This is a genomic window from Mesorhizobium sp. M2A.F.Ca.ET.046.03.2.1 (genome assembly GCF_003952425.1).
In the GTDB taxonomy this organism is placed as follows: domain Bacteria; phylum Pseudomonadota; class Alphaproteobacteria; order Rhizobiales; family Rhizobiaceae; genus Mesorhizobium.
Window position 1 is genome coordinate 2552648 of sequence record NZ_CP034449.1, and the last position, 13766, is coordinate 2566413.

Annotated in this window: 13 protein-coding genes; 11 read left to right on the forward strand and 2 right to left on the reverse strand. The window is 63.7% G+C overall.

Annotated features, from left to right (window positions below; translation table 11 throughout):
• Positions 1-51: 51 nt before the first annotated feature.
• Both xdhA and uraH read right to left on the reverse strand, forming a co-directional pair.
• Entirely contained in the window at positions 52-1533 is a 1482-nt protein-coding gene (gene xdhA / locus EJ072_RS12090) for a xanthine dehydrogenase small subunit (protein ID WP_126079900.1), read from the reverse strand.
• A 3-nt stretch (positions 1534-1536) separates the two neighbouring features.
• Positions 1537-1911: a hydroxyisourate hydrolase gene (gene uraH, locus EJ072_RS12095; protein ID WP_126079901.1), complete on the reverse strand. Its 375-nt coding sequence runs from the start codon at positions 1909-1911 to the stop codon at positions 1537-1539.
• Between the two features lie 169 nt (positions 1912-2080).
• Between uraH and puuE the strand changes: the two genes are divergently transcribed.
• From puuE to EJ072_RS12150, 11 genes are all read left to right on the forward strand, one after another.
• A complete protein-coding gene (puuE, locus tag EJ072_RS12100) occupies positions 2081-3505 on the forward strand; it encodes an allantoinase PuuE (protein WP_126079902.1) in 1425 nt (474 codons plus the stop codon).
• Positions 3506-3598: 93 nt separating this feature from the next.
• Positions 3599-4474: a bifunctional allantoicase/(S)-ureidoglycine aminohydrolase gene (locus EJ072_RS12105; protein ID WP_126079903.1), complete on the forward strand. Its 876-nt coding sequence runs from the start codon at positions 3599-3601 to the stop codon at positions 4472-4474.
• Complete coding sequence (locus tag EJ072_RS12110; protein ID WP_126079904.1) at positions 4471-4962, forward strand: ureidoglycolate lyase; 492 nt, start codon at positions 4471-4473, stop codon at positions 4960-4962. Before EJ072_RS12105 ends, EJ072_RS12110 begins: the two co-directional genes overlap by 4 nt.
• Positions 4963-4972: 10 nt before the next feature.
• Positions 4973-5566: a nucleoside deaminase gene (locus EJ072_RS12115; protein WP_126079905.1), complete on the forward strand. Its 594-nt coding sequence runs from the start codon at positions 4973-4975 to the stop codon at positions 5564-5566.
• A 55-nt stretch (positions 5567-5621) separates the two neighbouring features.
• Positions 5622-5927 (forward strand): type II toxin-antitoxin system MqsR family toxin, encoded by a 306-nt coding sequence (locus EJ072_RS12120; protein ID WP_126079906.1) that lies wholly within the window; start codon positions 5622-5624, stop codon positions 5925-5927.
• Between the two features lies 1 nt (position 5928).
• Positions 5929-6345, forward strand: a complete 417-nt coding sequence (locus tag EJ072_RS12125) for a type II toxin-antitoxin system MqsA family antitoxin (RefSeq protein WP_126079907.1) — start codon at positions 5929-5931, stop codon at positions 6343-6345.
• Positions 6346-6424: 79 nt separating this feature from the next.
• Positions 6425-8410 carry a CocE/NonD family hydrolase gene (locus EJ072_RS12130; protein ID WP_126079908.1) on the forward strand — a complete coding sequence of 662 codons (1986 nt, stop codon included), beginning with the start codon at positions 6425-6427 and terminating at the stop codon, positions 8408-8410.
• Positions 8411-8557: 147 nt separating this feature from the next.
• The gene (locus EJ072_RS12135; protein WP_126079909.1) at positions 8558-10147 is read left to right on the forward strand and encodes an ABC transporter substrate-binding protein; all 1590 of its coding nucleotides are present in this window, start codon (positions 8558-8560) and stop codon (positions 10145-10147) included.
• Between the two features lie 98 nt (positions 10148-10245).
• Positions 10246-11205, forward strand: coding sequence for an ABC transporter permease (locus tag EJ072_RS12140; RefSeq protein WP_126079910.1), 960 nt, complete (start codon positions 10246-10248; stop codon positions 11203-11205).
• A gap of 58 nt (positions 11206-11263) precedes the next feature.
• A complete protein-coding gene (locus EJ072_RS12145) occupies positions 11264-12085 on the forward strand; it encodes an ABC transporter permease (protein WP_126079911.1) in 822 nt (273 codons plus the stop codon).
• Positions 12085-13740, forward strand: coding sequence for an ABC transporter ATP-binding protein (locus EJ072_RS12150; protein ID WP_126079912.1), 1656 nt, complete (start codon positions 12085-12087; stop codon positions 13738-13740). Before EJ072_RS12145 ends, EJ072_RS12150 begins: the two co-directional genes overlap by 1 nt.
• The last annotated feature ends 26 nt before the right edge of the window (positions 13741-13766 follow it).

Consider the following 13766-nt stretch of genomic DNA (forward strand, 5'->3'; position numbering starts at 1 on the left):
TGAACGGGGAGAAGGACGCTACCCGCGACTGCTTGCACGCGTTGATTTGCATCAGGCCGCCTCGCTGCGCGAAACCTGTAGCGGCGCCTTGGTGCCGGTCGTCTCGACATAAAAGCGCAGCAGAAGGTTCTTCGCCGCCAGCGCCCGATATTCGGCGCTTGCCCGCATGTCGGTGAGCGGCGTGAAGTCACTGGCGTATTCGGCCATAGCCGCCTCCACGGTCGCTTCGCTCCAGACCTTGCCGATCAATGCCTTCTCAACCGCCGTGGCGCGCTTCGGCGTCGCCGCCATGCCGCCATAGGCGATGCGGATATCGGCCACCGTACCGTTCTTGGCCAACGTCAGGTAAAAAGCCCCGAGCGTCGCCGTGATGTCCTCGTCGCGGCGCTTGGTGACCTTGTAGACGGCAAATTTTTCGCCGCTCGCCGGCACCGGAACATGCACCGCTTCGACGAACTCGCCGGGCTGACGGTCCTGCTTGCCATAGGCGATGAAGAAGGTTTCGAGCGGGATCGTGCGGCGCTTCTTGCCCTTGCCCAGCGTAAGCTGCGCGCCGAGCGCGATCAGCGGCGGCGGCGTGTCGCCGATGGGCGAGCCGTTGGCGATGTTGCCGCCGATCGTGCCCATGTTGCGCACCTGCTCACCGCCGATGCGGTCGACCAGCGGTCCCAAGGCCGGGATGCGCTTCGACAGCGTCTCGAAGGCTTCGGTGTAGGTTACGCCCGCGCCGATGGTGATGACGCCGTCCTTCTCCGAGATGGCGCGCAGGCCGTCGAGACCGCCGATGAAGATCGCGGGCGAGATGTCGCGCATATGCTTGGTGACCCAGAGGCCGACATCGGTCGAGCCGGCGACGATGGTGGCGCCCGGCTCCTTTTCGAGCAGCCCTGCGAAATCGTCGACGCCGGCCGGCACGATCAGCCGCGCCTTGCCCGACCCGATCTCGACTCTCGCGCCATCGCGCAATGCCTTCAGCCGCGCGGTGATGTCCTTGCGCTCCACCGCCAGCGGATCCTTCGCCGCCTTGCCGTAGCTCGAAATGGCATGCGCGGCGCGCATGATCGCCTCATAGCCGGTGCAGCGGCAAAGATTGCCCTGCAGCGCCTTTTCGATCGCGGCGTTGGACGGATCGGGCGTCTTCATCCACAGCCCGTAGAGCGACATGACGAAGCCCGGCGTGCAGAAGCCGCATTGCGAGCCGTGGAAATCGACCATCGCCTGCTGCACGGGGTGCAACTTACCAGGCTCGCCGCGCAGATGCTCGACAGTGACGACATGGGTGCCGTCGAGCGAACCCACGAAACGGATGCAGGCATTGACGCTTTCATAGACCAGGCCGTCGCCGGCAAGCTTGCCGACCAGCACCGTGCAGGCGCCGCAGTCGCCCTCGGCGCAGCCTTCCTTGGTGCCGCGCAGCGAGCGGTTGAGCCGCAGCCAGTCGAGCAGGGTCGCATCGGGCGCGACGTCTGTGAGAGCCACGTCGCCGCCGTTCAGGATGAAACGTATCTCGGTGCGGACCTTGGTATCGGCCATGTCTCAACTCCCCCGATAGGTCGAGTAGCCATAGGGCGAAATCAAGAGCGGGACGTGATAGTGCCGCGCTTCTGCCATGCCGAAGCGGATCGGCACGATGTCGAGGAAAGCAGGCTCAGGCAAGCTGATGCCTTGGCCACGCAGATAGTCGCCGGCGGCGAAGACCAGCTCATATTCGCCGGTGCGGAACTCGGCGCCGGCGAGCAGCGGCCCGTCGCAGCGACCATCGTCATTGGTGGCGACGGTCTTGAGATGGGTGCGGCTCTGGGCCTCGATGCGGAAAAGCTCGATCGACAGGCCCTTTGCCGGCCGTCCGGTCGCGGTGTCCAGCACATGGGTGGTCAGGCGCCCGCCATCGGCTTTCGACGTTTCTGCCACTGGCGGCCTCCCGTCTCGGTACAATCTCAGATCAATTGTGCGCCAATTAAAGGCGATGCATAAGCCCCGGTCGAGCGGAGCGGGGCAAAAAGCACTTTCAAAAATTTTCGGGGGAATGCATGCGCACTCCTTTCGATATCTTAATCGCAACCATCGGGCAGGAGCGACAATGCGTTACGATAGGGACATGCGCGGTTACGGGGCCAATCCGCCGGACCCGAAATGGCCTGGCGGCGCGCACGTCGCGGTTCAGTTCGTCGTCAACTACGAGGAAGGCGGCGAGAACTGTGTGCTGCACGGCGACAAGGCCTCGGAAGCCTTCCTGTCCGAGATCGTCGGCGCAGCGCCGTGGGTCGGCCAGCGCCACTGGAACATGGAGTCGATCTATGAATACGGCGCCCGCGCCGGCTTCTGGCGGCTCTACAGGCTGTTCACCGAAGCGCAGGTGCCGGTGACCTGCTACGGCGTCGCCACCGCGCTCGCACGCTCGCCCGATCAGGTCGTCGCAATGCAGGAAGCCGGCTGGGAGATCGCCTCGCACGGCCTGAAATGGATCGACTATCGCGACCATGCGGCCGAGGATGAGAAGCGCGACCTCGATGAGGCGATCCGGCTGCATTACGAGGTGACCGGCGCGCGGCCGACCGGCTGGTATACCGGGCGCACCTCGGTGAACACGGTGCGGCTCGTCGCCGAGGAAGGCGGCTTCGACTATGTCTCCGACACCTATGACGACGAGCTGCCTTACTGGTTCGACCGCGACGGGCTGGAGACGCCGCAGCTCATCATCCCCTACACGCTCGACGCCAACGACATGCGCTTCGCGACGCCGCAAGGGTTCAACTCCGGCGACCAGTTCTTCGCCTATCTGAAGGACAGTTTCGACACGCTCTACGCCGACGGCAAGGCAGGCCGGCCGCGCATGATGAATATCGGCCTGCACTGCCGGTTGGTCGGCCGCCCCGGTCGGGTAGCGGCGCTGAAGCGCTTCGTCGATTATGTTAAGTCGCATGACAAGGTCTGGCTGACCCGGCGCATCGACATCGCCAAACACTGGCGCGAGAAGCATCCCTATCAGGCGCCGGCGCTGCGGCCGTCCAGGATGGAGTTCGAGGAATTCGTGCACGCCTTTGGCGGCGTGTTCGAGCATTCGCCCTGGATTGCCGAGCGCGCCTACGAACTGGAGCTTGGGCCGGCGCATGACAGCGCGGGCGGCCTGCACAACGCGCTCTGCCGGGTCTTCCGCGCGGCGACGGAGGCCGAGCGTCTTTCCGTGCTCAACGCCCATCCCGACCTTGCGGGCAAGCTGGCGGCGGCCAAGCGGCTGACGCCGGAATCGGCCAGGGAGCAGGCCTCCGCCGGGCTCGACGCGCTGACCGACAAGGAGCGCGAGCTGTTCTCGAAACTCAACGCCGCGTATGTCACCACCTTCGGCTTTCCCTTCATCATCGCGGTCAAGGGCAAGTCCAAGGACGAAATCCTGGCGGAGTTCGAGGCGCGGATCGGCAACAGCCGCGGCACCGAGTTGGAAACCGCCTGCAAACAGGTCGAACGCATCGCGTTGCTTCGCCTGAAAGACATGCTCCCACTCTGATGTTTGTTTTTACGCAATTCCGGACGGAAGGCTTGGGCGAAGTCGCCGAATCCAACCCCTTTACACTGGAATTGCTCTGAGGGTCAGGACCCCATGGATATGATCAAGACTGCCGAGCGAACCTATTACGCGCCGCAGGGTGGCCATCCCGGCCAGAACGAGCTTTTGACCGGCCGCGCCGTCTTCACCGAAGCCTATGCGGTCATTCCCAAAGGCGTCATGCAGGACATCGTCACCAGTCCGCTGCCGTTCTGGGACAAGACCAGGGCCTGGATCATCGCAAGGCCGCTTTCGGGCTTCGCCGAGACTTTTTCGCAATATATCGTCGAGGTCCTGCCGGGCGGCGGCAGCGACCGGCCCGAACTCGACGCCGGCGCCGAGGGCGTGCTGTTCGTCGTCGAAGGCGAGATCACCGTTTCGCTGGCCGGCAAAAAGCATGTACTTGCCCCCGGCGGCTTCGCCTTCCTGCCGCCGTCCAGCGGCTGGACGGTGCGCAACGAGAGCGGCGCCGCTGCCCGATTCCACTGGATCCGCAAGGCCTATGAGGCTGTCGACGGCCTCGACGTGCCGGAAGCCTTCTTCTCCAGCGACCAGGACGTCGCGCTGAGCCCGATGCCGGGCACGGAAGGGCGCTGGGCAACGACCCGCTTCGTCGATCCGGCCGATATGCGCCACGACATGCATGTCACCATCGTCACGCTGAAGCCGGGCGCGGTCATACCGTTCGCCGAGACCCATGTGATGGAGCACGGGCTCTACGTGCTCGAAGGCAAGGCTGTTTACCGGCTCAACCAGGACTGGGTCGAGGTCGAGGCCGGCGACTTCATGTGGCTGCGCGCCTTCTGCCCGCAGGCCTGCTATGCCGGTGGACCCGGCAATTTCCGCTATTTGCTCTACAAGGACGTCAACCGCCACGCCAGGCTTAACGGTTATCTTGGGGGCGGCTATCTCGGGGGCAAGGCGCGGTGAGCCGCATCGTTGCCAAGCCACTGACCCGCGAGAACTTTGCGCCTTTCGGCGACGTCATCGACATGGGCGGCGACAACCGCTACCCGATCAATGGCGGCAAGGCGATGCGCTATCACGACCTGGCCACGGCGGAAGCGGCCGGCCCGAACGCGCGGGTGCTGATCTCGATGGTGCGCGGGACGCCCTACGAGATGCCGCTGAAGCTCACCATGGTCGAACGCCATCCGCTCGGCAGCCAGGCCTTCATCCCGCTGTCGCCGCGGCCCTTTCTGGTGGTCGTCTGCCATGACACCAAGGACGGCCCGGGTGAGCCGCACGCCTTCCTCGCCGGACCCGGACAGGGCATCAACTACCGCCGCAACCTGTGGCATGGCGTGCTGACGCCGATCGGCGAGGAACAGGATTTCCTGATCGTCGACCGCGCCGGCGACGGCTCCAATCTCGAGGAATTTCACTTCTCGCACCCTTACGAGATCCACCTTCCCTGAAAGCCCTTCCATGACCGACGTTTCGCTGATCGACCGCCTGCTCGACGTGATCGAGCACGACATCGTGCCAAAGACGGCGCAAGGCGTCGCCCATGGCAATAAGCTGTTCGGCGCCGCGATCCTCAGGAAGGACGACCGCTCGCTGGTGCTGGCCGAGACCAACAACGAGATGGAAAATCCGCTCTGGCATGGCGAGGTGCATTGCCTGAAGCGTTTCTATGAGATGCCGAAGGCTGAGCGCGTCGACACCCAGGATGCGTTGTTTCTCGCCACGCATGAGCCCTGCTCGCTCTGCCTGTCAGCGATCACCTGGACCGGCTTCGACAATTTCTACTATCTGTTCAGCCACGAGGATTCGCGCGACAGCTTCGCCATTCCGCACGATCTCAAAATCCTGAAAGAGGTCTTCACCCTGGACCCCGGCGGTTACAATGCCGAGAACGCCTATTGGAAAAGCTTTTCCATTCGCAGGCTGGTGCGCGCCCTGCCCGAAGCCGAGCGCAAGCGGCTGGAGGCAAGGATCGGCAGGATTTCGGAGCGCTATGACGAGCTGTCCGACGCTTACCAAGCGAGCAAGGCGGAGAACGACATTCCGCTGAACTGAATCGTTTCCACTGCACCTACCTTGAATTGCCACCTTTATGGTGGCATATTGAGTCATGGAGAAACGCAGGCCCACCTACGATCTTGAGGCGATCAAGACCACGTTCGGGTCTGTCGACACGTTGGCTATCACAACGTCAGCCCTGCGCGATGCGGTCGGCCTTGGTTTCGATCGCGCCGGCATTGTCGAGGTGATCGATGGCATGACGCGGAAGATGTTCGTGAAATCGATGACGACCTTCGCCGATCACCGGGTCTGGCAGGATGTCTATCACGTGCCGGCGCGCGACATGCTTCTCTATGTGAAATTCCAGGCTGATGTCGTGACCGAATTCATGGTCATGGCATTCAAGGAGAAATGACATGGCGCCAGAAACCAGTGAAACCATGATCTCTCCCGAAACCGGAGAGATCCTGACGCGCGGGGTACGTCCGTTCACCGTGACCTACAAAGGCGAGAGCATGGTTGTCGACCTGCCGGGCTACTATCCGGCTTCGGCTTCGGACGGAGACGGCGTGCATGTCGGGGAGGATATGGCTGCCGTTGATGCCGCCCTGCGCATTCTCAAGGAAAAGATCGACGGCCTGCCGGCGCCAGAAACCATCCGGCGCATGCGCGCAAAGCTCAAGCTGTCGCAGCGTGAGGCGGGTTCCCTGTTCAAAGTCGGCGAGAATGCCTTCGACAAATATGAGCGAGGTCTGATCGAGCCGAGCGGCCCGACCATTCAGCTGATGACGTTGCTCGAAAAACACCCCGAATTGCTCGACGAATTGCGCTAACGACCCAGGTCGCATTTTTTGATGCTCCAGTCGCGAATGGCGATTGAAAGTCGGTGCGCCGCGGAGCGTTATGCGCCCCATGAAAACCGTCACAGAATTCCCCCGCAAAGTCGTCGAATTTCCCGATATGGGCATCGTCATGCCGGATGGCTGCCGGCTGTCGGCGCGCATCTGGATGCCCGAGGATGCCGCCGACAATCCCGTGCCCGCGATCCTCGAGCATCTGCCCTACCGCAAGCGCGACGGCACCATTTTTCGCGACCAGCTCACCCATCCCTATTTCGCCGGGCACGGTTATGCCTCGATCCGCGTCGACATGCGCGGCAATGGCGATTCCGAAGGACTGATGGACGATGAATATTCCGAGCAGGAACTGCAGGACGCCTGCGACGTCATCGCCTGGGCGGCGGCGCAGCCCTGGTGCAACGGCAATGTCGGCATGATGGGCATCTCCTGGGGCGGCTTCAACTGCCTGCAGGTGGCGGCGAAACAGCCGCTGGCGCTGAAGGCGGTGATCAGCCTGTGCTCGACCGTCGACCGCTATGCCGACGACATCCATTACAAGGGCGGCTGCCTGCTCTTGGAAAATTTCGGCTGGGCCTCGACGATGCTGTCCTATTCGTCACGGCCGCCGGATCCGGCGATTGCCGGCGGCAACCGCTGGCGCGACTTATGGCTCAGCCGGCTGGAGAACCAGGCCTTCCTTTTGCCGCTCTGGCTCAGTCACCAGCACCGCGACGCCTATTGGAAGCGCGGCTCGATCTGTGAGGATTTTTCGGCGGTCAAAGCGGCGGTGCTGTCGATCGGCGGCTGGCATGACGGCTACCGCAACACGATCTCCAATCTCGTCACCGGCATCCAGTCGCCGGTCAAAGGCATCGTCGGCCCCTGGATCCACAAATACCCGCATTACGCCGGACCCAATCCGGCGATCGGCTTCCTGCAGGAGGCGCTGCGCTGGTGGGACCGCTGGCTAAAGGGTGCTGCGACCGGCGTCGAGGCCGATCCGGACTACCGCGCCTATGTGATGGACAGCGTGCGGCCGGCGCGCTGGCACCCGGAACGGCCGGGCCGCTGGGTGGCGGAGCAGGAATGGCCGTCCTCAAACATCAAGGTCGAGGCGATCGAGCTTATCGCCAATGGCGGCAAACCCCTGATCGTCGCTTCGCCGCAGACCTGCGGCCTCGCCGGCGGCGAGTATTTTCCCTTCACCTTCGGGCCGGAATTGCCCGGCGACCAACGCCCCGACGACGCGCTGTCGGTCTGCTTCGACCAGCCCGAGCTCGGTGAGGCGATCGACATCGTCGGCGCGCCGGAGCTCGCGGTCCGAGTTGCCTCCGATCGGCCGCAGGCCAACATCGCGGTGCGTCTCTGCGATGTGCACCCGGACGGCGCCTCGGAACTGATCTCCTATGGCTTGCTCAATTTGACCCACCGCGACTCGCATGAGTTCCCGCAGGCGCTGGTGCCAGGGCAGACCTTTTCGGCGCGCGTCGTGCTCGACCAATGCGCCTACCGCGTGCCGGCCGGCCATAAATTGCGCGTCGCCGTTTCGACCGCCTACTGGCCGATGATCTGGCCCTCGCCGGAACCGGTGCAACTCGATCTTGCGAAGGCCACGCTGAAGCTGCCGCTGCGGCCGCTGGCGAAAGGCAATGAGGTTTCGTTCCCTGAGCCGGAAGGCGCGACGCCCTGGGCGACCGAGACGATCAGGCCGACGAGTTCCGAACGCCATATCGACCGCGACGAGAAGACCGGCACGGTCACGCTTTCCATCACCGACGATTTCGGCGCGGTGCGCGATCTCGACCACGGGCTGGTCAATGGCAGCATCGTACGCGAGACATGGGCGATCCATCCCGACGATCCGCTGTCGGCCACCGGAGCCACGCATTGGACGCAGACATTGTCGCGCGATGAATGGTCGGTGCGGACCGAAACCTTTGCCGACATGCGATCGGACGCAGAGAGCTTCATCGTCAGCGCCAGAATCGAAGCCTATGAGGGCGAAAAGCTGATCTTCGAACGCGATTTCGAGCAGACGATTCCCCGCTCCCTGGTTTGAGCGGAGGCAAGATTGGTCCAAACGCGACATGCGATTTACGCCACCGCATGTCGCATTCGGTCTTGCCTGCCGCTTTCCCTTACGGTCATTATCTCCTCCAATAGAAGAAACGACCATAAGGTCGCATACCCAGAGTGAGGAACCATAATGTCCAACGAACTCGACTATCTCAGCCGGCGAGTCGCGGCCGGGAAACTTAGCCGTCGCGACTTTCTCGGTCGCGCCGCCGCGCTTGGCGTCACCGCCACTTTCGCCAACTCGCTGCTCTCCAGCGCCGTGCGCGCTGCCGGCCCGGTCAAGGGCGGCACGCTGAAAGCCGGCCTGCAGGGCGGTGAATCCACCAACAGCCTCGATCCCGCGACTTTCCTCAGCCAGGTTCCGTTCGCCTTCGGCAAGTGCTGGGGCGAAACGCTGGTCGAGCTCGCGCCGGGCGGCGGCGTCGAATATCTCATCGCCGAGGAGATCGGCAGCTCGAAGGATGCCAAGACCTGGACGATGAAGATCCGCAAGGGCGTTCAGTTCCACAACGGCAAGGAAGTGACGCCGGACGACGTGGTGGCGACGCTGAAGCGCCACAGCGACGAAAAATCCAAGTCGGGCGCGCTGGGCGTCCTGAAGAGCATCGACACCATCAAGGCCGATGGAGGCAATGTCGTGGTCACGCTGAAGGACCCGAACGCCGACCTCCCCTATTTGATGGCGGACTATCACCTGATCATCCAGCCGAATGGCGGCAACGATAAGCCGGATGCCGGCATCGGCACCGGCCCGTACAAGGTCACCGTCAATCAGCCCGGCGTGAAGCATGGCGGAGAGCGCTTCGCCAATTACTGGCAGGCCGACAAATACGGCCATGCCGACCAGGTCGAGATCATCGTCGTCAACGACCCGACGGCCCGCATGGCTGCGCTGCAGGGCGGCCAGGTCAACATGATCAACCGCGTCGAACCGAAGATCGTCGACCTGGTCAAGCGGCTGCCCGGCGTCACCATCCGCGCCGCCTCAGGCCGCGGCTTCTATCCGTTCAACATGTTCTGCGACACCGCGCCCTTCGACAACAACGACCTTCGCATGGCGCTGAAGCTTGCCATGGACCGCGAGGAGATGCTGACCAAGATCCTGCGCGGCTACGGCGAGGTCGGCAACGACATGCCGGTCAACAAGGCCTATCCGCTGTTCGCAGAGGATTTCGAGCAGCGCAAGTTCGATCCGGAAAAAGCCGCCGCGCTCTACAAGAAGTCCGGCCATAGCGGCTCGATCCTGCTGCGCACGTCCGACGTCGCCTTCCCTGGCGCCGTTGACGCCGCCCAGCTTTACCAGCAGAGCTGCGCCAAGGCTGGCATCAAGATCGAGATCAAGCGCGAGCCGGGCGACGGCTACTGGACGGAAGTCTGGAACAAGCAGCCTTTCTCGCTCTCCTACTGGGGCGGGCGTCCGACGCAGGACCAGATGTATTCGACCGCCTATCTCTCGACCGCCGACTGGAACGACACGCGCTTCAAGCGGCCGGATTTCGACAAGATGGTGCTTGCGGCGCGCGGCGAGCTCGACGAAGCCAAGCGCAAGAAGATCTACCGCGACATGGGCGAGATCATGCGCGACGAAGGCGGCCTGATCGTGCCGTTCTTCAACCAGTTCGTCGACGCGACCGGCAAGGGCGTCGAAGGCTGGGTCGACAACCCGGCGCAGGAACTCAGCAACGGCCACGCGCTGATCGAGTGCTGGCTGCAGGCTTGACGAAGGATAGGAAAGGGCCGGCGCGAGCCGGCCCTTCCGGCTTTCATGGCCTGCCTGAAAGGCGGGCACCGTCCCTTCTTCACCATTGCAGGTAGCCGATGTCGTCTCCGATCCTGAGATTGGTCGCTCAGCGTATCTTGCTGGGCCTGGTTCTTCTGTTCGCCGTTTCGGTGCTGATCTTCGCCGGCACGCAGATCCTGCCGGGCGACGTCGCCCAGGCGATCCTCGGCCAGTCGGCAACGCCGGAGGCGCTGGCGAACCTGCGCGAACAGCTCGGGCTCAACGACCCGGCATGGCTGCGCTACGTGCACTGGCTGTGGGGCATCCTGCATGGCGATTTCGGCACGGCGCAGTCGAGCGGGCTCGACATTGCAAGCTCGATCGGCACCCGGCTGAAGAACACGCTTTTCCTGGCCGCGTGCGCGGCGATCGTCGCTGTGCCGCTGGCGGTCATCCTTGGGCTGATTGCAGTGCGCTACCGCAACGGCTTCGTCGACAAGCTGATCTCCGGCCTGGCCCTGGCCTCGACATCGTTCCCGGAATTCTTCATCGGCTATGTGCTGATCTTCGTGTTCGCGGTGCACTGGCAGATTTTCCCGAGCATCTCGACGGTGGATGATTCCACGCCTTTCCTCGAAAGGCTGCAGGCCGTGGTGCTGCCGGCCACGGCGCTCACCCTGGTGGTGCTCGCCCATATGATGCGCATGACGCGCGCGGCGATCCTCAATGTCATGCAGTCGGCCTATATCGAGACGGCCGAGCTCAAGGGGCTGAAACCCTTCGACATCATCCGTAAGCATGCTTTTCCGAACGCGATCGCGCCGGTCGTCAATGTCGTCATGCTCAATCTCGCCTATCTCATCGTCGGCGTCGTCGTGGTGGAGGTGATCTTCGTCTATCCGGGCATGGGACAGTATCTGGTCGACCATGTCGCCAAACGCGACGTGCCGGTGGTGCAGGCGGTCGGCCTGATCTTCGCCGCGGTCTACATCTCGCTCAACATCGTCGCGGATATCGCCGCCATCGTGGCCAATCCGCGGCTCAGGCATCCGAAGTGACGAGAGCATCCGAAATGACGGGCCGGATGCAGGACGACCAGAGGGGGAACTGAAGCGAATGGCGCTACGACAAATTCCGTTCACCGCCTGGATCGGGCTAATCCTGACCGGCTTCTTTGCGTTCTGCGCCATCTTCGCGCCCTGGGTCGCGCCGCACGGCAATGGCGAGATCGTCGGCGACGTGTGGGAGCCTATGTCGGCGGCGCATTGGCTGGGCACCGACAATCTCGGCCGCGATCTGATCTCGCGCATGATCTATGGCGCGCGCATCACCATGGAGATCGCGGTGGCGGCGACGGCGCTGTCCTTCTCGCTGGGCTCAATCCTCGGCTTCACGGCGGCTGTCTTCGGCGGCTGGTTCGACACGCTGCTGTCGCGCTTCGTCGACCTTCTGATGTCGATCCCGACGCTGATCTTCGGCCTCGTCGTGCTGTCGGTGCTGCCGACCAACACGCTGACGCTGATCTTGGTCATGGGCATCCTCGATTCCACCCGCGTCTACCGCCTGTCGCGCGCCGTCGCCGTCGACATAAACGTCATGGACTATGTCGAAGCGGCGAAGCTGCGCGGCGAAGGCAAGGCCTGGATCATCTTCCGCGAAATCCTGCCCAATGCGCTGTCGCCGTTGGTGGCGGAGCTCGGCGTGCGCTTCATCTTCGCGGTGCTCTTCCTGTCAGCGCTCTCCTTCCTCGGCCTCGGCGTGCAGCCGCCGGATTCGGACTGGGGCGGCATGGTCAAGGAAAACAAGGACGGCATCGTCTTCGGCATTCCGGCGGCGCTCATCCCGGCGGCCGCGATCGCGGTGCTGGCGATCTCGGTCAACCTCGTCGCCGACTGGGTGCTCAACCGCACGACGAGCCTGAAGGGAGGGCGCGGCTGATGGCCGACACCAAGGCAAATTCAGGCAAGCTCCTCGATATCCGCAACCTGCGCATCGAGGCGACCGTCTACCCGCCTGGCGAAGCGCCGAAGACGATCACGCTGGTCCACGACGTCTCGCTGACCTTGGAAAAGGGCAAGGTGCTCGGCCTGATCGGCGAATCCGGCGCCGGCAAATCGACCATCGGCCTGTCGTCCATGGCCTATGGCCGTGGCGGCGTGCGCATCACCGGCGGCGAGGTGATCCTTAACGGCCGCGATATCCTGAAAGCCGGCCCCAAGGGCGTGCGGGCGCTGCGCGGACGCGAAGTCTGCTATGTCGCGCAATCGGCGGCCGCCGCCTTCAATCCGGCCCATAAGCTGATCGACCAGGTGGTCGAGGCGGCCATGCTGCATGGCACCGCGACGCGCGCCGAAGCCGAGAAGCGGGCCGTCGCGCTGTTCAAGAAGCTCAGCCTGCCCAATCCCGAAACGATCGGCGAGCGCTACCCGCACCAGGTCTCCGGCGGCCAGCTGCAGCGCGTGATGACGGCGATGGCGCTCTGCTCGGAGCCGGACCTCATCGTCTTCGACGAGCCGACCACGGCGCTCGACGTGACGACACAGATCGACGTGCTGGCGGCGATCAAGGACGCCATCCGCGACACGCATGTGGCGGCCCTCTACATCACGCACGACCTTGCCGTCGTCGCCCAGGTGTCGGACGAGATCATGGTGCTACGCCATGGCCGGCTGGTGGAGTGGGGCGGCACGCGGCAGATCATCAAGGAGCCGCGCCAGGAATACACCAACGCGCTGGTCTCTGTGCATGAGATCGAGCACAAGGAACAGCCGCCCGGCACAACGCCCTTCCTGTCGGTGAAGAATGTCACCGCCGCCTATGGCGGCGGCCATGTCAAGGTGCTGAAGAACGTCTCGGTCGACATTTATCCGGGACAGACGCTGGCGGTGGTCGGCGAGAGCGGCTCCGGCAAGTCGACGCTGGCGCGCGCGATCACAGGCCTGTTGCCGCCCGAGGAGGGCACCGTCACCTTCGACGGCAGGCCACTCGCCAACAGGCTGGCCGACCGGCCGAAGGAGGACCTGCGGCAGCTGCAGATGATCTACCAGATGGCCGACGTGGCGATGAACCCTCGCCAGACGGTAGGCACCATCATCGGCCGGCCGCTGGAGTTCTATTTCGGCATGAAGGGCCGCGAGCGCGACAAGCGCGTCGCCGAGCTGCTCGACGAGATCGAGATGGGCAAGGGTTTCGTCGACCGCTACCCGGCCGAGCTTTCCGGCGGCCAGAAGCAGCGTGTCTGCATCGCGCGCTCGCTCGCCGCCAAGCCGAAGCTGATCATCTGCGACGAGGTGACATCGGCGCTCGACCCGCTGGTCGCCAACGGCATCCTGAAACTGCTGCTCAACCTGCAGCAGCACGAAAAGGTCGCGTATCTCTTCATCACCCATGACCTGGCGACGGTGAAGTCGATCGCCGATTCGATCGCTGTCATGTATCGCGGCGAGGTGGTGCGCTACGGCTCCAAGAGCAAGGTGCTGACGCCGCCTTTCGACGCCTATACGGACCTGCTGCTCTCCTCCGTGCCGGAGATGGAGATCGGCTGGCTGGAGAAGGCGATCAAGGGCCGACGCATGGAAAGCGCTGGAAATTAGCCTGCCAAAATCGACCCAAGGCACTT

What these genes read in the sequence shown, in the direction of transcription:
- EJ072_RS12125 (WP_126079907.1), top strand. Translation starts at nt 5,929, where the DNA reads ATGGCGCCAGAAACCAGTGAAACCATGATCTCTCCCGAAACCGGAGAG.
- EJ072_RS12140 (WP_126079910.1), top strand. Translation starts at nt 10,246, where the DNA reads ATGTCGTCTCCGATCCTGAGATTGGTCGCTCAGCGTATCTTGCTGGGC.
- xdhA (WP_126079900.1), bottom strand. Translation starts at nt 1,533, where the DNA reads ATGGCCGATACCAAGGTCCGCACCGAGATACGTTTCATCCTGAACGGC.
- puuE (WP_126079902.1), top strand. Translation starts at nt 2,081, where the DNA reads ATGCGTTACGATAGGGACATGCGCGGTTACGGGGCCAATCCGCCGGAC.
- EJ072_RS12135 (WP_126079909.1), top strand. Translation starts at nt 8,558, where the DNA reads ATGTCCAACGAACTCGACTATCTCAGCCGGCGAGTCGCGGCCGGGAAA.
- EJ072_RS12120 (WP_126079906.1), top strand. Translation starts at nt 5,622, where the DNA reads ATGGAGAAACGCAGGCCCACCTACGATCTTGAGGCGATCAAGACCACG.
- EJ072_RS12130 (WP_126079908.1), top strand. Translation starts at nt 6,425, where the DNA reads ATGAAAACCGTCACAGAATTCCCCCGCAAAGTCGTCGAATTTCCCGAT.
- EJ072_RS12150 (WP_126079912.1), top strand. Translation starts at nt 12,085, where the DNA reads ATGGCCGACACCAAGGCAAATTCAGGCAAGCTCCTCGATATCCGCAAC.
- EJ072_RS12105 (WP_126079903.1), top strand. Translation starts at nt 3,599, where the DNA reads ATGGATATGATCAAGACTGCCGAGCGAACCTATTACGCGCCGCAGGGT.
- EJ072_RS12115 (WP_126079905.1), top strand. Translation starts at nt 4,973, where the DNA reads ATGACCGACGTTTCGCTGATCGACCGCCTGCTCGACGTGATCGAGCAC.
- EJ072_RS12145 (WP_126079911.1), top strand. Translation starts at nt 11,264, where the DNA reads ATGGCGCTACGACAAATTCCGTTCACCGCCTGGATCGGGCTAATCCTG.